This window comes from Variovorax sp. OAS795 (assembly GCF_040546685.1).
Classification (GTDB): domain Bacteria; phylum Pseudomonadota; class Gammaproteobacteria; order Burkholderiales; family Burkholderiaceae_C; genus Variovorax.
In genome coordinates this window covers 4,566,337-4,587,226 of the sequence record NZ_JBEPOH010000001.1, presented here as the reverse complement: position 1 = coordinate 4,587,226, position 20,890 = coordinate 4,566,337, and the positions used below count along the sequence as shown (strand labels likewise).

The following is a 20,890-nucleotide window of genomic DNA, read 5'->3' as shown; positions in this document are numbered from 1 at the left end:
GGCCCTTCATGCGGGTTGCAGCGCGCGCACGAAGGCGCCGCGCAGCGAATGCAGCAGGCGCTCGTGCCACTTGGGGTTCTGTACCACCTCGGCGCGATAGAAGCTCGGGCACAGCGTGGCCGCGTGGGCGTTTTCGCCGCACAGGCCGCAGCCCACGCAGCCGTCGATCACGGTGGCCACCGGGTCGACCTTCAGCGGATCGGGGTTGTCCTTGAGTGTGAGCGTGGGGCAGCCTGAAAGGCGGATGCAGGCGTGGTCGCCGTTGCACACGTCTTCGTCGACGCCGTACTTCACGCGCACCACCCGTTCGCCTTTCTTCAGCAGGCTGGCGATCCAGGGCTTGATGCGGCGCTGCCGCTCGAGCTGGCATTCGCCCTCGGCAATCACCACCTTCAGGCCGTCGAAGTCGCTGGTCAGGGCCTCGGTCAGCGTCTTGCGCATGCGCTCCACGTCGTAGGTGGTGACGGTGCGCATCCACTTGACGCCCAGGCCCGTCAGCGTGGCCTCGATGGTCTGGTTCTTGTCGACCAGGCTCTGCTGCTTGTCGATGGCACGCTCCTTGGTTTCGTCGTCGGGCGTGGAGATGATGTCTTGCGTGCCGGTGGCCGAGGTGTAGCCGTTCTTGAAGATCAGCAGCACCGCGTCGTCGCCGTTGAAGAGGGCGCTCTGCACGCCGGTGAGCAGGCCGTTGTGCCAGAAGCCGCCGTCGCCCATGATCGACAGCGTGCGGCGGTTCATCATCGGCGCGACGCCCGCGCGGCTGGCCAGGCTCATGCCGTAGCCGAGGATCGAATGCCCCATCGAGAACGGCTCGAAGGTGCCGAAGGCATGGCAGCCGATGTCCGCGGCGATGTGCACCGGTCCGGTCTCCAGCTGCGCGAGCTTCAGGGCCGAGAACACGGGGCGCTCGGGACAGCCGACACAGAAGCTCGGCGGCCGGGCGGGCAGCAGCGTTGCCAGTTGCCGCGCCACCGCTTCGCGGCGCTCCCTGTTGCCGGCCAGCCAGGCCTCGGCCGAGGACAGCGCTTCGCCATGTTCGATGTACCGTGCCGCGAACTTGCCGATGCCGCCCGCGAGCACCTCGACGCCGTATTCGCCCGCCGAGGGCAGCATGTCCTTGCCGTGCAGCGGCGCCTGGATATCGCGCCGGCGCAGCAGGGTCGCGATGTCCTGCTCGATGTATTCGGGCTGGCCTTCTTCCACCACCAGCACCGCGCGCTTGCCGACGCAGAAGTCGGCCACCTGTTCGGGCACCAGCGGGTAGGCCACGTTCAGCACCAGGATGGGAATGTCGGTCTCGCCGAACGCATCGGCCAGGCCCTGCTGCTGCAGGCTGCGCACCAGCGCGTTGTAGAGCCCGCCCTGCACCACGATGCCGAGGTCGGCATGCCGGTCGCCCGCGATGAGCTCGTTCAGCCCTTGTTCGACGATGTAGCGCCGCGCCGCCGGAATGCGCTCGTCGCCCTTGAGCTTTTCGTGGCGGAAGGTCACGGGCGGGTGCGCGAGCCGCATGTAGTCGAAGCCCGCGGGCTCGTTCATCGGTGCGCGGGTCGAGACCGCGGGCGCGACGTTGTCCTTGCATTCGAAGCTGCCGCGCACGTGGCAGGTGCGGATGCGCAGCTCCATGAGGCAGGGCATGTTCGAGGCCTCCGAGAGCCGGAAGCCGTGTTCGACCATGCGCACCATCACGCCCAGGTCGGGCCGCGGATCGAGCAGGCACATGCTCGACTTGAGCGCATAGGCATGCGTGCGCTCCTGGATCACGCTGGCGCCCTCGCCGTAGTCCTCGCCCACCACCACCAGCACGCCGCCGGTCACGCCCGGCGACGAGAGGTTGGAGAGCGCATCGGCCGCCACGTTGGTGCCGACGATCGACTTCCACGTGACGGCGCCGCGCAGCGGATAGTGGATGGACGCGCCGAGCATGGCCGCGGCCGAGGCCTCGTTGGAGCAGGCCTCCACATGCACGCCGAGCTCGTCCATGTAGGCCTTGCCCTGCACCATCACGTCGAGCAGGTGCGACACCGGCGCGCCCTGGTAGCCGCCCACGTAGGCCACGCCCGATTGCAGCAGGCCCTTGGTGATCGCGAGGATGCCCTCGCCATGGAAGGTGTCGCCGGCGCCCAGGCGCAGCAGCTCGACTTCCTTGCTGAATGAAACTTCCATCGTGTCTCTTTTTCTCGTGGGAGCCGTGCAGTGTGGTCGCCGCATCGCCATACATCAATAAAATAAGCAAGCTATGCGACATGAACCTCATGCATATTGAAAAGCTCGACCTCAACCTGTTGCGGCTCTTCGATGCGGTCTTCCGGGCCCGCAGCGTGAGCCGTGCGGCCGAGGCGCTGGGCCTGACCCAGCCGGCGGCCAGCCACGGCCTCACGCGGCTGCGCCTGTTGCTGGGCGATGCGCTCTTCACGCGCACGCCCGGCGGCGTGGCGCCCACGCCCCGGGCCGAGCGGCTGGCGGTGCCCGTGCAGGCGGCGCTGGCCATGCTGCAGCAGGCCCTGTCGGAACCCGAGCGCTTCGACCCGGCCACGTCGCGCAAGCTGTTCCGCATCCACATGAGCGACATCGGCGAGGGCCGCTTCCTGCCGGCGCTGATGGCCCGGCTGCGCGAGCTGGCGCCGGGCGTGCGCGTCGAGACCATGCCGCTGGCCACCGGCGACATCGCCGCGGCTCTCGACGGCGGGCGCATCGACTTCGCCTTCGGTTTCCTGCCCCGGGTGAAGGACACGCAGCGCGCCCAGCTGCTGAAGGACCGCTACATCGTGCTGCTGCGCGAGGGCCATCCCTTCGCCAGGCGGCGGCGCAGCGGACAGGCGCTGCTCGAGGCGCTGCACGAGCTGGACTACGTGGCGGTGCGCACCCATGCGGACACCCTGCGCATCCTGCAGCTGCTGAACCTCGAGGACCGGCTGCGCCTGACCACCGAGCATTTCATGGTGCTGCCCGCCATCGTGCGCGCCACCGACCTGGCCGTCGTGATGCCCCGCAACATCGCGCGCGGCTTTGCCGAGGGAGGGGGCTACGCCATCGTGGAGCCGCCGTTCCCGCTGCGCGACTTCACGGTGTCGCTGCACTGGAGCAAGCGCTTCGAGGCCGATCCGGCCAACCGGTGGCTGCGCCAGGCGATCACGGCATTGTTCTCGGAGCGCTCGTGAAGCCGGACCCCCGTTCATGCAGCGGTCAGGCTGGGATGCCACCATCGCCGCCCATGAAGAAACGCATTCCCTCCTTCCTGCGCCACGTGGGTCCCGGTGTGGTCACCGGTGCGGCGGACGACGATCCGTCGGGCATTGCCACCTACACGCAGGCGGGGGCGCAGTTCGGCACCGGGCTGCTCTGGACCGTGTTTCTTTCGCTGCCCTTCATGGTGGCGATCCAGCTGGTGTCGGCGCGCATCGGCCGGGTCACGGGCAAGGGGGTGGCGGCCAACATGCGGGAACACATGCCGCGCGGCTTCCTGGTCGTGCTGGTGGCGCTGCTGGTGGCGGCCAACACCATCAACATCGCGGCCGACATCTCGGCGATGGGCGAGGCCATGCAACTGGTGGCGGGCGGCGGCGCGCACTTTTATTCGCTGGTCTTCGGCGTGGTCACGGTGCTGCTGCAGGTGTTCGTTCCCTACCGCAAGCTGGCCCACATCCTCAAGTGGCTGACGCTCACGCTGTTCGCCTACGTGGCGGCGGTGTTCTCGGTGCAGGTGGAGTGGGGGCGGGTGCTGCACGACCTGGTCGTGCCCCGGCTGCAATGGAGCGGGGACTACTGGATGATGATCGTCGCGCTGCTCGGCACCACGATCTCGCCCTACCTGTTCTTCTGGCAGGCCTCGCAGGAAGTCGAGGAGCTGCGGCTCAAGGGCGGCCAGCGCGGCACCGAGCACGACGTGCGGCGCGACCTGCGGCGCGTGCGGCTCGACACCTGGATCGGCATGACCTTCTCCAACCTGATCGCGTTCTTCGTGATGGTGGTCGGGGCCTCGGTGCTGTTTGCGGCAGGCGTGCACGACGTGACCTCGGCAGCGCAGGCGGCCGAGGCGCTGCGGCCGCTGGCCGGCGACTTCGCCTTCTGGCTCTTTGCCGGCGGGATCATCGCCACCGGCCTCCTGGCCGTTCCGGTGCTGGCTTCATCGGCTGCCTATGCCGTGGCCGAGGCTTTCGGGTGGGAGGAGGGGCTCGAGCGGCATTGGCGCGAGGCCAAGGAGTTCTACGCCATCATCGCGGTCGCCACGCTCGTCGGCACCGCGCTCGACTTCACGCCCATTGACCCGATGAAGGCGCTCTACTGGAGCGCCGTGATCAACGGCGTGGTCGCGGTGCCGATCATGGCGGCCATGATGATCCTGGTGACGCGCGAGAAGGTAATGGGCGCGTTCACCTCGGGGCGGCGCACGCGCTGGCTCGGCTGGGGCGGCACGGCGCTGATGGGCTTCGCGGCGCTGATGATGGGATGGGACCTGGTGCGCTGAAAGGGTCCCCCCGGGCCCCATGGCCCGGGAATTGCTCCTGCTTTTGAGGGTTTCTCCCTAGGTCGCATACCCGCGCCGGCATACGCAATATGGCTCCCACGGTATGTGGGCCGGGGCGCAACCGGCTAACGTCCGGGCATGGCCGGGAAAACCGGTCGACCACGAGCCAAAAAGCATGAGCACAGAGCGCAACAACATCCAACCGGTCCGCTTCTTCCATCGCGGCAAGATCGTCGAGATCCGCGGCGTGCATCCGACCCGCTCGGTGCTCGACTGGCTGCGCGAGGACGCGCACTGCACCGGCACCAAGGAAGGCTGCAACGAGGGGGACTGCGGCGCCTGCACGGTCGTCATCGGCGAGCTGGCCTCGGCTGCCGATGCGCCCGGCGCTGTCGGCGGGCTGCAGCTCCAGACGGTCAATGCCTGCATCCAGTTCCTGCCGACGCTGCACGGCAAGGCGCTCTTCACCGTCGAAGACCTCAAGGACCAGTGCCCCGCCAATGCACCCGCCGCCACCGAAGTGCAGGGGCAGGACAAGCGCCCGCATCCCGTGCACCGCCTGCATCCGGTGCAGCAGGCCATGGTCGATTGCCACGGTTCGCAATGCGGCTTCTGCACCCCGGGCTTCGTGATGTCGCTGTGGTCCGCGTACGAGCACCACCAGGCCGAGGGCACCCAGCCCACGCGCCAGCAGCTGGCCGACGAGCTGTCGGGCAACCTGTGCCGCTGCACCGGCTACCGGCCGATCCTGGACGCGGGCCAGCGCATGTTCGACCTGCCCGCGGTGCGGCTCGATACCGAGCCCGTGGTGGCCGCGCTCACGGCCTTGCGCGGCAGCGAGGGCTTCGACTACGCCGCGCCGCTCGGCGCCCGCATGGACCATTTCCATGCGCCCCGGACGATCGCGCAGCTCGCGGCGCTGCGCCAGGAGAAGCCGGGTGCGCAATTGCTCTCGGGCTCGACCGACGTCGGCGTGTGGGTGAACAAGCAGTTCCGCGACCTGGGCGACATCATCTATGTCGGCGACGTGGCCGAGATGAAGACCGTCGAAGTCCGCCAGGACGATACGGACGGCGAGCTCTACATCGGCGCCGGCGCCTCGCTCGAATCCGCCTTCGAGGCGCTGGTCCAGCGCGTGCCCAGCCTCGAGGACGTATGGCTGCGCTTTGCCTCGCCGCCCATCCGCCATGCCGGCACCATGGGCGGCAACGTGGCCAACGGCTCGCCCATCGGCGATTCGCCGCCGGTGCTGATGTCGCTCGATGCCGAGATCGAACTGCGCCGCGGCGACGCCGTGCGCCGCATGCCGCTCTCGGCGTTCTATGTCGACTACATGAAGAACCAGCTGCAGTCCGGCGAGTTCGTGCAGGGCCTGGCGGTTCCGCTCGCGGCCATGCAGCGCCAGGTTCGCGCCTACAAGATCAGCAAGCGCTTCGATTGCGACATCTCGGCGCTGTGCGCGGGCTTCGCGATCGAATTCGACGCCGGCAGCGACATGGTCCAAGCCGTGCGCCTGGCCTTCGGCGGCATGGCCGCCACGGTCAAGCGTGCCGCGGCCGCCGAGGCCGCGCTCGTGGGCAAGCCGTGGACCCAGGCCAGCGTCAACGCCGCCAGGCAGGCGCTCTCGCAAGACTTCCAGCCGCTGTCGGACATGCGTGCCTCGGCCGGCTACCGCCTGCAGGTGGCGCAGAACCTGATCCAGCGCTTCTGGCTCGAAACCCGCACCGAAGACGCGCTGTCGCTCGAAGAAACCAGTGTCTGGAGCGCGATGCCGCATTCGACAACGATCAAGGCCGACAAGGCCGCGCAAGGGGTCTGACATGAACAAGCCCATCGACGCCCGCCTGCTGCAGCCCTCCGAGGCTTTTTCCGACTACCTCAAGAACACCGCCGCCCGCATCGACCAGGGCGCCGAATCCCTGGCGCACGACCAGGGCGCGCGTGTCGGCATCAGCCGGCCGCACGAATCGGCGCACCTGCACGTGGCCGGTGAAGCGACCTACATCGACGACATTCCCGAAATCACCGGCACGCTGCATTGCGCGCTCGGCCTCTCGCCCGCGGCCAACGGGCGCGTCACGGCGTTGTCGCTCGATGCGATCCGCGCCATGCCGGGCGTGGTGTCGGTGCTCACCGCCGACGACATCCCGGGCACCAACGACTGCGGCTCCATCATCCACGATGACCCGATCCTCTTGCCCGTGAACGAGGGCGGCGAGATCCGCTACCTCGGCCAGCCCGTGTTCGCGGTGATTGCCGAAACGCGCGAGGCCGCGCGCCGCGCCGCTTCCAAGGCCAGGGAGGCGATGACCATCGAGGCAGAGCCCCCCGTGCTCACCCCGCAGGACGCGCATGCGCGCGGCCAGTACGTGGTGCCGCCGATGCACATCGTGCGCAGCGGCGGCGCGGCCAACGAGGGCGACGAGGCCGCCGTGCGCGCGGCCATCGCCAAGGCACCGCACCGCCACAAGGCCACGCTGGACGTGGGCGGTCAGGAGCAGTTCTACCTCGAAGGCCAGATCAGCTACGCCATTCCGAAGGAAGGCGGCGCGCTGCACATCCACTGCTCCACGCAGCACCCGAGCGAGATGCAGCACCTGGTGGCGCACGCGCTGCACCTGCAGTCGAACGAGGTGCATGTCGAATGCCGGCGCATGGGCGGCGGCTTCGGCGGCAAGGAATCGCAGTCGGCGCTCTTTGCCTGCGTGGCGGCGGTGGCGGCCAGCAAGCTGCGCCGTCCCGTGAAGCTCCGGCTCGACCGCGACGACGACTTCATGATCACCGGCCGGCGCCACTGCTTCTGGTACGAGTACGAGGTGGGCTACGACGACGAGGGCCGCATCCTCGGTGCGGAGATCACCATGGTCTCGCGCGCCGGCCACTCGGCCGATCTCTCGGGCCCGGTGATGACGCGCGCGCTGTGCCACTTCGACAATGCCTACTGGCTGCCCAACGTGGCGATGCACGGCTATTCGGGCAAGACCAACACGCAGAGCAACACGGCGTTCCGGGGCTTTGGCGGGCCGCAGGGCGCGATCGCGGTCGAGAACATCATGGACTCGGTGGCGCGCGAGTTGAAGCGCGATCCGCTCGACGTGCGGCGCATCAACTTCTACGGCAAGGCCGAGAACAACGTCACGCCCTATCGGCAGACCGTGACCGACAACATCGTGCACGAGCTGGTCGCCGAGCTCGAGACCAGCAGCGACTACCGCGCGCGGCGCGAGGAGATTGCCGCCTTCAACGCCAAGAGCACTGTGCTCAAGCGCGGCCTGGCGCTGGCACCGCTCAAGTTCGGCATCTCGTTCAATGTGAAGCACTTCAACCAGGCCGGCGCGCTGGTGCATGTGTACACCGACGGCTCGATCCTCGTGAACCACGGCGGTACCGAGATGGGGCAGGGCCTCAACACCAAGGTGGCGCAGGTGGTGGCGCACGAGCTGGGCGTGAGCTTCGAGCGCGTGCGCGTCACCGCGACCGACACCACCAAGGTGGCCAACACCTCGGCCACGGCCGCATCGACCGGCGCCGACCTGAACGGCAAGGCTGCGCAGGATGCGGCCCGGCAGATCCGCGAGCGGCTGGCCGAAAGCGCGGCCGAGCGCCACGGCGGCAAGGCGGCCGAGGTGCGCTTTGCCAACGACAAGGTCGAGGTCAACGGCCGCTCGCTGGCCTTCAGCACCGTGGTGGGCGAGGCGTATCTCGACCGCAAGCAGCTCTGGTCCGACGGCTTCTACGCCACGCCCGGCCTGAGCTGGGACAAGGACAAGATGCAGGGCCGTCCGTTCTACTACTACGCCTACGGCGCGGCGGTGAGCGAGGTGATCGTCGACACGCTCACCGGCGAATGGAAACTGCTGCGGGCCGACATCCTGCACGACGCGGGCAAGTCGCTGAACCCGGCCGTGGACATCGGCCAGGTCGAAGGCGCGTTCATCCAGGGCATGGGCTGGCTCACCACCGAAGAGCTGGTGTGGCATCCGAAGACCGGGCTGCTCACCACGCACGCCCCCAGCACCTACAAGATCCCGACGGCCAACGACTGCCCGCCGGTGTTCAACGTGCGCCTGTTCGAAGGCCAGAATTTCGAGGACTCGATCCACCGCAGCAAGGCCGTGGGCGAGCCGCCGCTCCTGCTGCCGTTCTCGGTCTTCTTCGCGATCCGCGATGCGGTGTCCGCTGCAGGCGGCCACAGGGTCGATCCGCCGCTCCAGGCGCCGGCCACGAGCGAGTCGATTCTTCGCGCGGTCACCGCCGTGCAGTCTGCCTAGCCACTCGTAGACTTTGGCGCATGTCCAAAGTCCTCCCAATGCCCTACGTCCTGATCACCTTCGCGAAACAGCGCGGAACCGGCCCTGCCGGGCCGCGGGTGGCCGCTGCCGCGGGGGACCGCCATGCGTGACCAGGCCCTGTTCGACAAGATCGATCTTCATCTGATACGGGTGCTCCACACCGTGCTGACCGACCGCAGCGTCTCCCGTGCCGCCATCCGCCTGGGCATGTACCAGCCGGCCGTGTCGGCCGCGCTGAAGCGTTTGCGCGAGCTGTCGGGCGATCCGCTGCTGGTGCGCTCGGGCTCGGGCATGGTGCCGACCGATGCGGGCCTGCGCATGATCGAGCCCGCGGCCAGCATCCTGCGCGCCGCCGAGATGCTGTTCTCCGATGCGCGCGGCTTCGAGCCGCAGTCGGCGGCCACCACCTTCCGCATCGCGGCGAGCGACTACATGGACCCGCTCTTCCTGCCGATGCTGGTGGCGCACGTGAAGCGCGAAGCCCCGCTGTGCCAGATCGAGATCCACGCGCTCACGCCCGATTCGGACTACCACGGCCACCTGGCCCTGGGGCAGGTCGACCTGGTGATCGGCAACTGGCTGAAGCCGCCGGAAGACCTTCACATGGCGCGGCTCTTCGGCGACGAGGTGGTGTCTCTGGTGAACCAGGACCATCCGGCGGTGCGCCGCGGCTGGGACCTGGAAACCTGGCTCGCGGCCGAGCACATCGCGCCCACGCCCATGCACCCGGGCGGGCGCGGCATCATCGACCAGATGCTCGACGAGCTCGGGCGGCAACGCAACATCACCGCGCGCTGCGCGCACTTCAGCCTCATTCCCGACATGGTGGCGTCGAGCCTGCTGGTGCTCACCACCGGCCGCCAGTATTGCGAGCGCTTCGCGGCGCGGCTGCCGGTGAAGATCCTCGATTGCCCCGTGGCGCTGCCGCGCCTCATGTACTACCAGCTCTGGCACGAGCGCACCCACTCGTCGAGCTCCGCGCGCTGGCTGCGCGACTGCATCAAGGGCGTGGCGGCGTCGCTGCGGCCTGCGGCGCCGCCACCCGCCTCGGCCCCGGCCTCGCGCGGCGCCGCCTTCTCTGAGATTCCGGATCCGCCCTGAAGCCTTCGGCCGCGCCGGCGACGCGGCATGGGCAACGATGAAATCAATCGCCAAATACAACAGCTGGAGACAAGCGACATGAACAGGTTTGAAGAGGTGCCCAAGGTCACCGACTCCCGTGCCTCGGGGAGCACCGAGGCCGCGCGCACGCGCAGCGCGGCCGGCACCGCGCCGTACGCCAACGCGAACTGGCTTGAACGCATGTTCAAGCTCACCGAGCACAACACCACCGTGCGCACCGAAGTCATCGCGGGGCTGACCACCTTCCTCACGATGGCCTACATCATCTTCGTGAACCCGTCGATCCTCGGCGATGCCGGCATGCCGAAGGGCGCGGTCTTCGTGGCCACCTGCCTGATCGCGGCGCTGGGCACGCTGATCATGGGCCTGTACGCCAACTATCCGATCGCCATGGCGCCGGGCATGGGCCTGAATGCCTACTTCGCCTACGTGGTGGTGCTGGGCATGGGCTACACCTGGCAGGTGGCGCTGGGGGCGGTGTTCATCTCGGGCTGCCTGTTCCTCATCGTCACGGTCACGGGGCTGCGGGAGCTTTTCATACAGGGCATACCGCATTCGTTGCGAACGGCGATCACCGTGGGCATCGGCATGTTCCTCGCGCTCATCGCGCTCAAGAGCGCGGGCGTGGTGGCGGCCTCGCCGGCCACCTTCGTCACGCTGGGCGACCTGCATTCGGCGCCGGTGGTGCTCGCGACGCTGGGCTTCCTGGTCATCGTGGTGCTCGACCGGCTCAAGGTGCGCGGCGCCATCCTGATCGGCATCATGCTGGTGACGGTGCTGTCGTTCTTCTTCGGCGGCAACAAGTTCCATGGCGTGTTCGATGCGCCGCCGTCGATCGCGCCCACCTTCATGCAGCTGGACATACTGGGCGCGCTCAAGGGCGGCATCCTGAACGTGGTGCTGGTGTTCTTCCTGGTCGAGATGTTCGACGCCACCGGCACCCTGATGGGCGTGGCCAAGCGCGCCGGCCTGCTCGTGCCCGGCAAGATGGAGCGCATGAACAAGGCCCTGCTGGCCGACAGCGGCGCCATCTTCGCGGGCTCGCTGCTCGGCACCTCGAGCACCACGGCCTACGTCGAAAGCGCGGCGGGCGTGCAGGCCGGCGGGCGCACCGGCCTCACGGCCGTGGTGGTGGCGGTGCTCTTTCTCGCCTGCCTCATGATCTCGCCGCTCGCGGGCTCGGTGCCGGCCTATGCCACCGCACCGGCATTGCTCTTCGTGGGCTGCCTGATGCTGCGCGACCTGGTCGAGCTCGAATGGGAAGACACGACCGAGGTGATCCCGGCCGTGGTGACCGCGCTGGCCATGCCTTTCACCTACTCGATCGCCAACGGCCTGGCCTTCGGCTTCATCACCTACGCGGTGCTCAAGCTTTTCACGGGCCGGGCACGGGAAGTGCATGCGATGGTGTGGGTGATCGCGGCGATTTTCCTGTTCAAGTTCGCCTATGTAGGAGGACACTGAGCGGAGCGCCGTCGGGCGCCGATGGACGCGGGACGTCATTAAACTCATGGCTGTTCCCGCATGTTGATGTTGAACGAGACAAACCCACGAAACCCGGCATGACAACCCCCAGACTCCAGCTCGCGAACATCACCAAGCGCTACCCCGCGGTGGTGGCCAACAGCGACATCTCGCTGGCCGTGGCACCGGGCGAGATCCATGCCGTGCTCGGCGAGAACGGCGCCGGCAAGTCGACGCTGATGAAGATCATCTACGGCTCGGTCAAGCCGGACGAAGGCACGGTCACCTTCGACGGCCAGGCCGTTGCGTTGAAGAATCCGCAGCAGGCGAGGGCGCTGGGCATCAGCATGGTGTTCCAGCACTTCAGCCTGTTCGACACGCTCACCGTGGCCGAGAACGTGTGGCTGGGCCTTGACAAGTCGCTGCAGCTGGCCGAGGTGGCGCGCAGCATCACGGCCAAGGCGAGCGAATACGGGCTGGACATCGATCCTTCGCGGCCGGTGCACACGCTGTCGGTGGGCGAGATGCAGCGGGTCGAGATCATCCGCGCGCTGCTCACCAACCCCAAGCTGCTGATCCTGGACGAGCCGACCTCGGTGCTCACGCCGCAGGCCGTGGTCAAGCTGTTCGGCGTGCTCAACAAGCTGTCTTCCGAAGGCTGCAGCATTCTCTACATCAGCCACAAGCTGCACGAGATCCGCGAGCTGTGCACGGCCTGCACGGTGCTGCGCGGCGGCAAGGTCACGGGCGTGTGCAACCCGCAGAACGAAAGCAACGAGTCGCTCTCGCGGTTGATGATCGGCAGCGAGCCGCCGCCCCTGCAGCACCGGCCGGTGCATGCTGGCGCGGTGGCGCTGCGCGTCGATGCGCTCACGCTTGCGCGCGAAGACCAGTTCGGGGTGGACCTCGAAGGCATCTCGTTCCAGGTGCGGGCCGGCGAGGTGGTCGGCATCGCGGGGGTGTCGGGCAACGGCCAGAAGGAGCTGCTCTACACGCTTTCGGGCGAAGACGTGCGGGCCGATGCGGCCATGGTGCAGGTGTTCGGCAAACCGGCCGGCCGGCTGCGGCCGCGCGCGCGGCGCGCCATGGGCCTGCACTTCGTGCCCGAGGAGCGGCTGGGCCGCGGCGCGGTGCCCACGCTGGGGCTCGCGCACAACCTGCTGCTCACGCGCAGCAACGCGGTGGGCAAGGGCGGGTGGATCCGGACGGCGGCGCTCGAGGCGCATGCCAAGGCCATCATTGCGCGCTTCAACGTCAAGGCGGGCGGGCCCGGCGCGGCGGCGCGCTCGCTCTCGGGCGGCAACCTGCAGAAGTACATCGTCGGCCGCGAGATCGACGCCAACCCCAAGCTCTTCATCGTCTCGCAGCCGACCTGGGGCGTGGACGTGGGCGCGGCGGCGCTGATCCGCAGCGAGATCCTTGCGCTGCGCGATGCGGGCTGCGCGGTGCTGGTGGTCAGCGAAGAGCTCGACGAGCTGTTCGACATCAGCGACCGGCTGCACGTGATTGCCAAGGGGCGGCTGTCGCCCTCGATCGACCGCGCCGCCGCCACGCTGCCGCAGATCGGTGAATGGATGAGCGGCCTCTGGGACCGCGGCGGCGCATCGGCCGCAGTGAAGGAACCCACCCATGCTTAAGCTCGAACCCCGTCCGGAGCTTTCGCGCTTCTGGACCTTCGCCTCGCCGATCCTGGCGCTGCTGATCACGGTGCTGATCGGCGTGGCGCTGTTCGCCGCGCTCGGCAAGGACCCGGTGAAGGGCCTGCTGGTGTTCTTCTACGAACCCATCAAGAGCGGCTACGCGATCGGCGAACTCACGATCAAGGCAACGCCGCTGCTCATCATCGCGCTCGGCCTCGCGGTGTGCTTCCGCTCGAATGTCTGGAACATCGGCGCCGAGGGCCAGTTCGTGTTCGGCGCGATTGCCGCGGGCGGCGTGGCGCTGCTGGCCGACAAGACCACGGGCTCGTGGATCGTGGTGGCCATCCTGGTCGCGGGCACGGTCGGCGGCATGCTGTGGGCCGGTATCGTGGCGTTCCTGCGCGACCGATTCAACGCGAACGAAATCCTGGTGAGCCTGATGCTGGTGTACGTGGCGACGCTGCTGCTCGGCTACATGGTGTTCGGCCCCTGGAAGGATCCGCAGGGCTACAACTTCCCGCAGTCCAAGACCTTCGAGGCGGTGACGCAGATCCCGCGCCTTTTCAAGGGTTCGCGCGTGAGCATCGGGCTGATCATCGCGCTGCTGGGCGTGGGTGCGCTCTGGGTGTTCCTGTTCCGCACGCGCGCGGGTTTTGCGCAGCAGGTCGGCGGTCTTGCGCCGGCGGCCGCGCGGTATGCGGGTTTCTCGGCACGGCGCGCCATCTGGATCGCGCTGCTCACCTCGGGCGGCGCGGCGGGCCTGGCCGGCGCACTCGAAGTCGCGGGCCCGCTGGGCCAGCTCACGCCGTACGTGCCGGCGGGCTATGGCTTCGCGGCCATCATCGTGGCCTTCGTCGGCCGGCTGCATCCGGTGGGCATGGTGTTCTCGGCCATCCTCATGAGCATGTTCTACATCGGCGGCGAGCTCGCGCAATCGCGGCTCGGCCTGCCCAAGTCGCTCACGGGCGTGTTCCAGGGGCTGCTGCTGTTCACGCTGCTGGCCTGCGACACGCTCATCGCCTATCGCATCCGGGGCAAGGCGGCCGTCAAGGCACCCACGGCCGGAGGGGCGACTTCTTCGCTGCAGGCCAGCACGCCGATGACTGCGCCTGCTGCGCGTTCTACTGAAGGAGCGCTCTAGGATGAACGCCTGTACTTATGTTCGCCGCGCTGTGCGTACTTGTTCGGGGCGCGATCCCGCCGACGGGGTACCTTTCTCCGCGAATGTCCTCCGGCCTGCGGCCTCCCCCTTTATTTCGCTGCGCAAGGCACCCCATCGGCGTGCTCGTTGTACACGGCGGTGGTTGATCGGGCGGAACAACCGCAGCGCCTGGTGTGCACAGGGCGCCGGGTGCTCCCCGCAGCGAAATAAAGGAGGAGGCGAAGCCGGGGGACATTCGCGGAGGGGAGTACCCGGTGGCCTGTGCACTCGCCCTGAACAACAACGTCAATCAAGCAACCAGTGCTGGAGCAAATGACATGGACAGCTACGCACTCCTGCTAGGTTCCACCCTCAGCGCCGGCACCGTCCTGGCGATCGCCGCACTGGGCCTCCTCATCAACGAGAAAGCCGGCATCGTCAACCTCGGCGCCGAGGGCATGATGCTCTGCGCCGCCATCGCGGGCTTCGCGACGGTCGTCATCACGCACAACCCCTGGCTCGGCTTCCTGGCAGGCATGGCGGCCGGGGCGCTGCTCGCGGCCTTCTTCGGGGTGCTGGTGATCTGGCTCAACACCAACCAGTACGCGACCGGGCTTGCGCTCAGCCTCTTCGGCGTCGGCTTCTCGGCCTTCGTGGGCATCAACTTCGTGCAGGCCAAGCTGCCCGAGAGCGTGTCTTATGCCGTGCCGGTGCTCAGCGACATTCCGCTCGTCGGACCCGCGCTGTTCCGCCACCACCCCATGGTGTATTTCGCGGTCGTCCTGACTTTCGGGCTCATCTGGTTTCTCTACCGCACACGCGCCGGGCTGGTGCTGCGCTCGGTCGGCGAGTCGCCCGAATCGGCGCATGCGCTCGGTTATCCGGTGCGGCGCATCCGCTTCCTGGCGGTCATCGTCGGCGGTGCGCTGTGCGGGCTCGCCGGTGCCTACCTCTCGACCGTGTATACGCCGCTCTGGGTCGAAGGCATGGTGGCCGGCCGCGGCTGGATCGCGCTGGCGCTCACCACCTTTGCCACCTGGCGGCCGATCCGCGTGCTGCTGGGCGCCTACCTGTTCGGCGGCGTCTCGATGCTGGGCTTCCACCTTCAGAGCAGCGGCGTCGACGTGCCGCCGCAGTTTCTCAGCATGCTGCAGTACATCGCGCCCATCGTGGTGCTGGCGCTGATCTCGCGCAATCCGGCCTTCATCCGCATCAACATGCCGGCCTCGATAGGGAAGCCGTTCTACCCCGGCTCATAATCTCGCATCTCGATTTCCGCCAACCTGTCCTTTTTGAGGATTTCCGACAATGAATGATCTGAACAAGCGCTCCCTGCTCAAGCTGGCCGCCCTCACGGCGGTCGCTTCGGCGGCCCTGATCGGCTGCGGCAAGAAAGAGGAAGCCGCTGCACCGGCCGCCACGCCCGCACCGGCGCCGGCACCCGCGGCCGCCGCACCGGCACCGGCTGCGCCGCTCAACATCGCATTCGCCTACATCGGCCCGGTGGGAGACGGCGGCTGGACCTTTGCGCATGACAACGGCCGCAAGGCGCTCGAGAAGGAATTCGGCGACAAGATCAAGACCACCTTCGTCGAGAGCGTGCCCGAAGGCGCCGACGCCGAGCGCGTGTTCCGCGACATGGTCGGCCAGGGCAACAAGCTGATCTTCGGCACCACCTTCGGCTACATGGAGCCCATGCTCAAGGTGGCGACCGACAGCAAGGACGTGAAGTTCGAGCATGCCACCGGCTACAAGACGGCCGAGAACATGCGCACCTACGACAGCCGCACCTATGAAGGCGCCTACATGGCCGGCGTGATCGCCGGTGCCATGACCAAGACCAACACGCTGGGCGTGGTGGGCTCGGTGCCCATTCCCGAGGTGCTGCGCAACATCAACAGCTTCACGATGGGTGCCCAGTCGGTCAACCCGAAGATCACCACCAAGGTGGTGTGGGTCAACGAATGGTTCAGCCCGCCGAAGGAAACCGAAGCCGCCACCGCCCTCATCAACGGCGGCGCCGACGTGCTGTTCCAGAACACCGACTCGCCGGCCGTGCTCAAGACCGCGCAGGAAAAAGGCAAGCGCGCGTTCGGCTGGGATTCGGACATGACCGCCTATGGCCCCAAGGCCCACCTGGCCTCGGCCACCATCAACTGGGCCCCGTACTACATCAAGGCCACGCAGGACGCGCTCGACGGCAAGTGGGCCACGGGCCAGAGCTGGTGGGGCGTGAAGGAAGGCGCCATCGACATCGTCTCGATCGCCGAAGACGTGCCGGCCGAAACCAAGGCCAAGGTCGAGGAAGTGAAGAAGGGCCTGAAGGACGGCAGCTTCGTGATCTGGAAGGGCCCGATCCTCGGCCAGGATGGCAAGGAAGTGGTTGCCAAGGACGCCGTGGCCGACGACAAGTTTCTTTCGGGCGTGAACTTCTACGTCAAGGGCGTGGAAGGCAAGGTGCCGGGCGGCGACAAGAAGTAGGCAGCAGCAGCCGCGCTCGCTTTACCTTCCGGAAACGCGCGCGACATTTTCAGTTGCGACCCGCGGCATCACAATGCCGCGATGAGCGCTCCCGCGATTGCCCTGAACCGGTTCGGCCTCGGCGCCCGGCCCGACGAGCCGGCGCCGGCCGACCCGCAGCGGTGGCTGCTTTCGCAGCTCGATCGCTTCGAGGCGTTGCCCGCGCCGTGGCAGTCCGCGGCGCACACGCCCGCGTTGGTCGAGGCCTGGCTCGCGCAGCAGCGCGCGGTCAGGCAGGCCCCCGAGGGCCAGCGCGCCGGCATTCGCGAAGCCTACCTTCGCCAGGGCCGGGACGACTACGTGGCGGCCGTGGCCGCGCGCACCCACAGCGCCCTGCAGGCCTCCGCGCCCTTCGTGGAGCGCCTCGTTCACTTCTGGTCCAACCACTTTGCCGTGTCGGTCGACAAGCTGCTGGTGGTGGGCCTTGCGGGCGGTTTCGAAGCCGACGCGATTCGCCCGAACGTGCTCGGCCGCTTCGAAGACCTGCTGCTGGCCGCGGTGCGCCACCCGGCCATGCTGCTGTACCTGGACCAGGCCCAATCGGTCGGCCCCGGCAGTCCCGCCGCCCAGCGTGCGCAGGAGCGGCAGGCGCGCGTGCGCGGCCTCAACGAGAACCTGGCGCGCGAGATCCTCGAGCTGCACACGCTGGGCGTGCGCAGCGGCTACACGCAAGACGACGTGACCGAGTTCGCGCGCGCACTCACCGGCTTGACGCTGCCGGCCGATGAACCGGACAAGGGCAATGAAGCCCCCTTCCGCTTCGTGCGCGCCTTGCATGAGCCCGGCGCCCGGACGGTGCTCGGCCGCAGCTACGCCGAGGGCGGCGAAGAGCAGGCGTTGGCCATCATCCACGACCTGGCCACCGCACTGGCAACGGCCCGCCACGTCGCGACCAAGCTCGCGCGCCACTTCGTTGCCGACGATCCCCCGCCCGCGCTGGTGCAGCGCCTGGCCGACACCTTCTCACGCACCGGCGGAGACCTGCCGCGCGTGTACCGCGAACTGGTCGCGTCGCCCGAGGCCTGGCAGCCCGTGCCGGCCAAGTTCAAGTCGCCGTGGGACTGGGGCATTTCCAGCCTGCGCGCGGCAGGACGGCGCGAGCTGCCGCCGAGGCAATCCACCACGCTCATGAACCAGCTCGGCCAGCCCGTGTGGCGGCCCGGCTCGCCGGCCGGCTATGGCGACCTGGCCGGCACCTGGGCCGCGCCCGACGCGCTGATCCGGCGCGTGGAAGCCGCGCAGCGCTTTGCCGAGCAGGCCGGCGATGCCGTCGACGCCAGGGCGCTGGCGCCCCGGGTCCTGCCGGGCGGCGCGCTGGGCGCGGCCACCGCGGACGCGATCGCCCGCGCGGACAGCGGCAGCACCGCCCTGGCGCTGTTGCTGGTCTCCCCCGAGTTCCTGAGGAGATAGGCATGACCCTGCACCGACGCAGCTTCCTGGGCGCCGCCGCGCTGCTCGCCGCCCCCACCGTGCTGTTTGCGCAGGCCGCCACCGAACGGCGATTCGTCTTCATCGTCCAGCGCGGCGCGGCCGACGGCCTGAACAGCGTCATTCCCTATGCGGAGCCGGCCTACGCGAGTGCGCGCGGCGCCCTGGCGATCGACCCCGCCAGCGCCCTGAAGCTGGACGGCACCTTCGCACTGCATCCCTCGCTCGCGAATCTCCATAGGCTGTACGCGTCAGGGCAGGCGAGCTTCTTCCATGCGGTCGCTTCCCCCTACCGCGAGCGCTCCCATTTCGACGGCCAGAATGTGCTGGAGACCGGTGGCAACGCGCCCTACCAGGTCAAGGACGGCTGGATGAACCGGTTGCTGGGCGTGCTGCCGCGCACGGGCAAGGAGGCGATTGCGTTCTCGCCCGCCATTCCCATGGCGCTTCGCGGCGCGGTCGAGGTGACGTCGTATGCGCCTTCCGCGCTGCCCCAGGCCAACGAAGACCTGATGGCGCGCGTGGCGCAGCTCTATGCCACGGACGGCCAGCTGCATGCGCTGTGGTCCTCGGCCCTGGAGGCCCGCGGCATGGCGGGCGGCATGGCCGATGGCGCCAAGCGGCAGGACGCGGCCGCGCTGGGACGCATGGCGGCGGGCTTCCTCGGCCGGGCCGACGGCCCTCGCATCGCGATGATCGAGACCGGCGGATGGGACACGCACAGCGGCCAGAACGCACGGCTGGCGGCCCAGCTCAGGAACCTGGACAACCTGCTCGGTGCGCTCCAGGAAGGGTTGGGCGCGGCATGGGACAAGACCGTGATCCTCGTGGCCACCGAGTTCGGCCGGACCGTGGCGGCCAACGGCACCGGCGGTACCGACCACGGCACCGGTGCGGTCGCGATGATGGCCGGCGGTGCGGTCCAGGGCGGGCGCGTCGTGGCCGACTGGCCCGGTCTTGCCAGCGCCAACCTGCTCGACGGACGCGACCTGAAGCCGACGCTGGCGCTCGACGCGCTGGTCACGTCCGCGTGCGCGGAGAGCTTCGCGCTGGAGCCGGAACGGCTTGCGCGGGTGCTGTTCCCCCACGGCACGCGTGGCAAGCCGTTGCCGGGCCTGCTGCGCTCGTCGGCGTGAGCGCCATCGGGCCCGGACCCGCGCGCATCCGCAGCACAATCTCCCGGTGAAGGCGCTCGCTGTCCGCGTGCGCTCGAGGCCGAGACGGCCTCACGCCGCAAGCCTATCGAATCCATGACCCATCCTGATGCCTCCGGCCGCGCGCTGATCGACGACTGCACGCGGGCTTCCCTCCAGCTGCTGGAACACAACCTCACGCCGCACGGCATCCTGGCCGCCAGCCGGACCGAGGCGGCCGTGGCGCGGCGCTACACGCGCATCTTCGGGCGCGACGCGGCCATCTGCGTGATGGCCATGTGCGGCAGCGGCGTGCCCGCGCTCGAAGAGGGTGCGGTGGCCAGCCTCGACGCGCTCGCGGGCCAGCAGGCGGCCAACGGCCAGATTCCCAAGTACGTCGACCCCGAAGGCCAGGACGCCGACTTCTGGTACCTGGGCTGCATCGACGCCACGCTGTGGTGGCTGCTTGCGGTGGACCACGTGCGGCGCCATGGCCAGGTCGGCGCCTCGCACTGGAGCGGCGGGGTGGAGCGCGCCATCGGCTGGCTGCTGGCGCAGGAGCACCAGCACTTCCGGCTGCTGCAGCAGAACGAGGCCAGCGACTGGGCCGACATCATGCCGCGCTCCGGCTATGTGCTGTACACCAATGCGCTCTGGTACGAGGTGAAGCGCCGCTTCGCGCTCGACCATGCCGAAGCCACGGGGCATCACTTCAACCACCTGTTCCACCCCTACCAGCAGGACCTGCCCGAGTACCACCGCGCCCGGCTGCTGCGGCACTATGCGCGCCGCGGCCGAACCGATCCGGGCCTGTACCTCAGCTTCGTGAATCTTTCCTTCGTCGGCAACGAGGGCGACGTGTTCGGCAACGTGCTGGCCATCCAGAGCGGGCTGGCCGATGCCGCGATGGCGAAGCGCATCGTCAAGACGATTGCCGCGGCGCGCGCCTGCGATCCTTACCCGATACGCGTGGTGCTGCACCCTCTCACGCGCGAGCATGAGCTCTGGCGGCCCTACATGGCGCGCCACCAGCAGAACGTGGTGCACCAGTACCACAACGGCGGCATCTGGCCCTTCGTCGGCGGGTTCTGGGTCATGGCACTGGCCCGCGTGGGCTTGCACGAGATGGCCTGGTCCGAACTCGCGCGCCTCGCGCATGTGAACCAGCTCGGCGGCTGGCGCTTCACCGAATGGTTCCACGGCCGCACGCTGGCGCCGATGGGCATGGCCGGCCAGAGCTGGAATGCCGCGACCTTCCTGTTGGCGCGGCGTGCGCTGGAAGAGGACGCGGCGGCGTGGTGACGGTCACGGGGGTGGCAGCGGCTGGGAAAGAATCCATCCGGCCAGGGCCTTGGCCTCGGCATCGGCCACATGGGGCTGGCGGGGCATGATCACGCGGCCCCAGGCGCCGACGCTGCCCGCCTGGATCCTGGCCGCGAGCCGCGCGGGTGCCGCGGGGTCGTTGCGGTAGCGGGCCGCGACTTGCGCGAAACCTGGGCCCACCTGCTTGTGGGCCATGCCGTGGCAGGCCAGGCACCCGCGCTCGCGCGCCAGCGCCTGGACGTTGTCGACCGTGGCCGCAAAACCCGGCTTGGCCATCGGCAACGAGGCGAAAAGGCAGGGCAAAAGGAGCCGGTGGATGAGCTTGGAAGGCGTCATGGGGCGTATACGTTCTGGCGCAT

The 20,890-nt window shown here is 68.6% G+C and carries 15 protein-coding genes; 13 read left to right on the top strand and 2 right to left on the bottom strand.

The genetic code is table 11. From position 1 onward, the window contains the following. Positions 1-6: 6 nt before the first annotated feature. Complete coding sequence (locus tag ABID97_RS22140) at positions 7-2,166, bottom strand: thiamine pyrophosphate-dependent enzyme (RefSeq protein ID WP_354400781.1); 2,160 nt, start codon at positions 2,164-2,166, stop codon at positions 7-9. A gap of 80 nt (positions 2,167-2,246) precedes the next feature. Between ABID97_RS22140 and ABID97_RS22135 the strand changes: the two genes are divergently transcribed. The 13 genes from ABID97_RS22135 (at position 2,247) to ABID97_RS22075 (ending at position 20,510) form a co-directional block, all read left to right on the top strand. Further along, on the top strand, positions 2,247-3,161 hold the full coding sequence (locus ABID97_RS22135) for a LysR family transcriptional regulator (protein WP_354400780.1): 915 nt from the start codon (positions 2,247-2,249) through the stop codon (positions 3,159-3,161). Between the two features lie 53 nt (positions 3,162-3,214). Then, positions 3,215-4,468 carry an NRAMP family divalent metal transporter gene (locus ABID97_RS22130; RefSeq protein WP_354400778.1) on the top strand — a complete coding sequence of 418 codons (1,254 nt, stop codon included), beginning with the start codon at positions 3,215-3,217 and terminating at the stop codon, positions 4,466-4,468. 175 nt (positions 4,469-4,643) lie between these two features. Further along, the gene (xdhA, locus tag ABID97_RS22125; RefSeq protein WP_354400777.1) at positions 4,644-6,287 is read left to right on the top strand and encodes a xanthine dehydrogenase small subunit; all 1,644 of its coding nucleotides are present in this window, start codon (positions 4,644-4,646) and stop codon (positions 6,285-6,287) included. 1 nt (position 6,288) lies between these two features. Further along, on the top strand, positions 6,289-8,739 hold the full coding sequence (xdhB, locus tag ABID97_RS22120) for a xanthine dehydrogenase molybdopterin binding subunit (RefSeq protein ID WP_354400776.1): 2,451 nt from the start codon (positions 6,289-6,291) through the stop codon (positions 8,737-8,739). 123 nt (positions 8,740-8,862) lie between these two features. Then, positions 8,863-9,861 (top strand): LysR family transcriptional regulator, encoded by a 999-nt coding sequence (locus ABID97_RS22115; protein WP_354400775.1) that lies wholly within the window; start codon positions 8,863-8,865, stop codon positions 9,859-9,861. Positions 9,862-9,939: 78 nt separating this feature from the next. Continuing rightward, a complete protein-coding gene (locus ABID97_RS22110; protein ID WP_354400774.1) occupies positions 9,940-11,346 on the top strand; it encodes an NCS2 family permease in 1,407 nt (468 codons plus the stop codon). Between the two features lie 98 nt (positions 11,347-11,444). Next, the gene (locus tag ABID97_RS22105) at positions 11,445-12,983 is read left to right on the top strand and encodes an ABC transporter ATP-binding protein (RefSeq protein ID WP_354400773.1); all 1,539 of its coding nucleotides are present in this window, start codon (positions 11,445-11,447) and stop codon (positions 12,981-12,983) included. Further along, positions 12,976-14,127: an ABC transporter permease gene (locus ABID97_RS22100; RefSeq protein ID WP_354400771.1), complete on the top strand. Its 1,152-nt coding sequence runs from the start codon at positions 12,976-12,978 to the stop codon at positions 14,125-14,127. The genes ABID97_RS22105 and ABID97_RS22100 overlap by 8 nt, the downstream gene beginning before the upstream one ends. 338 nt (positions 14,128-14,465) lie before the next feature. Next, complete coding sequence (locus tag ABID97_RS22095; RefSeq protein ID WP_354400770.1) at positions 14,466-15,386, top strand: ABC transporter permease; 921 nt, start codon at positions 14,466-14,468, stop codon at positions 15,384-15,386. Positions 15,387-15,435: 49 nt separating this feature from the next. Further along, on the top strand, positions 15,436-16,608 hold the full coding sequence (locus ABID97_RS22090) for a BMP family ABC transporter substrate-binding protein (protein ID WP_354400769.1): 1,173 nt from the start codon (positions 15,436-15,438) through the stop codon (positions 16,606-16,608). 81 nt (positions 16,609-16,689) lie between these two features. Further along, positions 16,690-18,057 carry a DUF1800 domain-containing protein gene (locus ABID97_RS22085; protein ID WP_354400768.1) on the top strand — a complete coding sequence of 456 codons (1,368 nt, stop codon included), beginning with the start codon at positions 16,690-16,692 and terminating at the stop codon, positions 18,055-18,057. A gap of 2 nt (positions 18,058-18,059) precedes the next feature. Beyond that, complete coding sequence (locus ABID97_RS22080) at positions 18,060-19,211, top strand: DUF1501 domain-containing protein (RefSeq protein WP_354400767.1); 1,152 nt, start codon at positions 18,060-18,062, stop codon at positions 19,209-19,211. 114 nt (positions 19,212-19,325) lie between these two features. Next, positions 19,326-20,510, top strand: a complete 1,185-nt coding sequence (locus ABID97_RS22075) for an amylo-alpha-1,6-glucosidase (RefSeq protein ID WP_354400765.1) — start codon at positions 19,326-19,328, stop codon at positions 20,508-20,510. A 3-nt stretch (positions 20,511-20,513) separates the two neighbouring features. Here ABID97_RS22075 and ABID97_RS22070 read toward each other — a convergent pair whose 3' ends face one another. Further along, positions 20,514-20,867 (bottom strand): c-type cytochrome, encoded by a 354-nt coding sequence (locus ABID97_RS22070; protein WP_354400764.1) that lies wholly within the window; start codon positions 20,865-20,867, stop codon positions 20,514-20,516. Positions 20,868-20,890 lie beyond the last annotated feature (23 nt).

Bases quoted from the DNA above. Each gene is read 5' to 3' on its own strand.
- ABID97_RS22110 (WP_354400774.1), top strand. From the start codon at position 9,940: ATGAACAGGTTTGAAGAGGTGCCCAAGGTCACCGACTCCCGTGCCTCG.
- ABID97_RS22070 (WP_354400764.1), bottom strand. From the start codon at position 20,867: ATGACGCCTTCCAAGCTCATCCACCGGCTCCTTTTGCCCTGCCTTTTC.
- ABID97_RS22095 (WP_354400770.1), top strand. From the start codon at position 14,466: ATGGACAGCTACGCACTCCTGCTAGGTTCCACCCTCAGCGCCGGCACC.
- ABID97_RS22075 (WP_354400765.1), top strand. From the start codon at position 19,326: ATGACCCATCCTGATGCCTCCGGCCGCGCGCTGATCGACGACTGCACG.
- xdhB (WP_354400776.1), top strand. From the start codon at position 6,289: ATGAACAAGCCCATCGACGCCCGCCTGCTGCAGCCCTCCGAGGCTTTT.
- ABID97_RS22115 (WP_354400775.1), top strand. From the start codon at position 8,863: ATGCGTGACCAGGCCCTGTTCGACAAGATCGATCTTCATCTGATACGG.
- ABID97_RS22090 (WP_354400769.1), top strand. From the start codon at position 15,436: ATGAATGATCTGAACAAGCGCTCCCTGCTCAAGCTGGCCGCCCTCACG.
- ABID97_RS22085 (WP_354400768.1), top strand. From the start codon at position 16,690: ATGAGCGCTCCCGCGATTGCCCTGAACCGGTTCGGCCTCGGCGCCCGG.
- ABID97_RS22100 (WP_354400771.1), top strand. From the start codon at position 12,976: ATGCTTAAGCTCGAACCCCGTCCGGAGCTTTCGCGCTTCTGGACCTTC.
- ABID97_RS22130 (WP_354400778.1), top strand. From the start codon at position 3,215: ATGAAGAAACGCATTCCCTCCTTCCTGCGCCACGTGGGTCCCGGTGTG.
- ABID97_RS22105 (WP_354400773.1), top strand. From the start codon at position 11,445: ATGACAACCCCCAGACTCCAGCTCGCGAACATCACCAAGCGCTACCCC.
- xdhA (WP_354400777.1), top strand. From the start codon at position 4,644: ATGAGCACAGAGCGCAACAACATCCAACCGGTCCGCTTCTTCCATCGC.
- ABID97_RS22080 (WP_354400767.1), top strand. From the start codon at position 18,060: ATGACCCTGCACCGACGCAGCTTCCTGGGCGCCGCCGCGCTGCTCGCC.
- ABID97_RS22140 (WP_354400781.1), bottom strand. From the start codon at position 2,166: ATGGAAGTTTCATTCAGCAAGGAAGTCGAGCTGCTGCGCCTGGGCGCC.
- ABID97_RS22135 (WP_354400780.1), top strand. From the start codon at position 2,247: ATGAACCTCATGCATATTGAAAAGCTCGACCTCAACCTGTTGCGGCTC.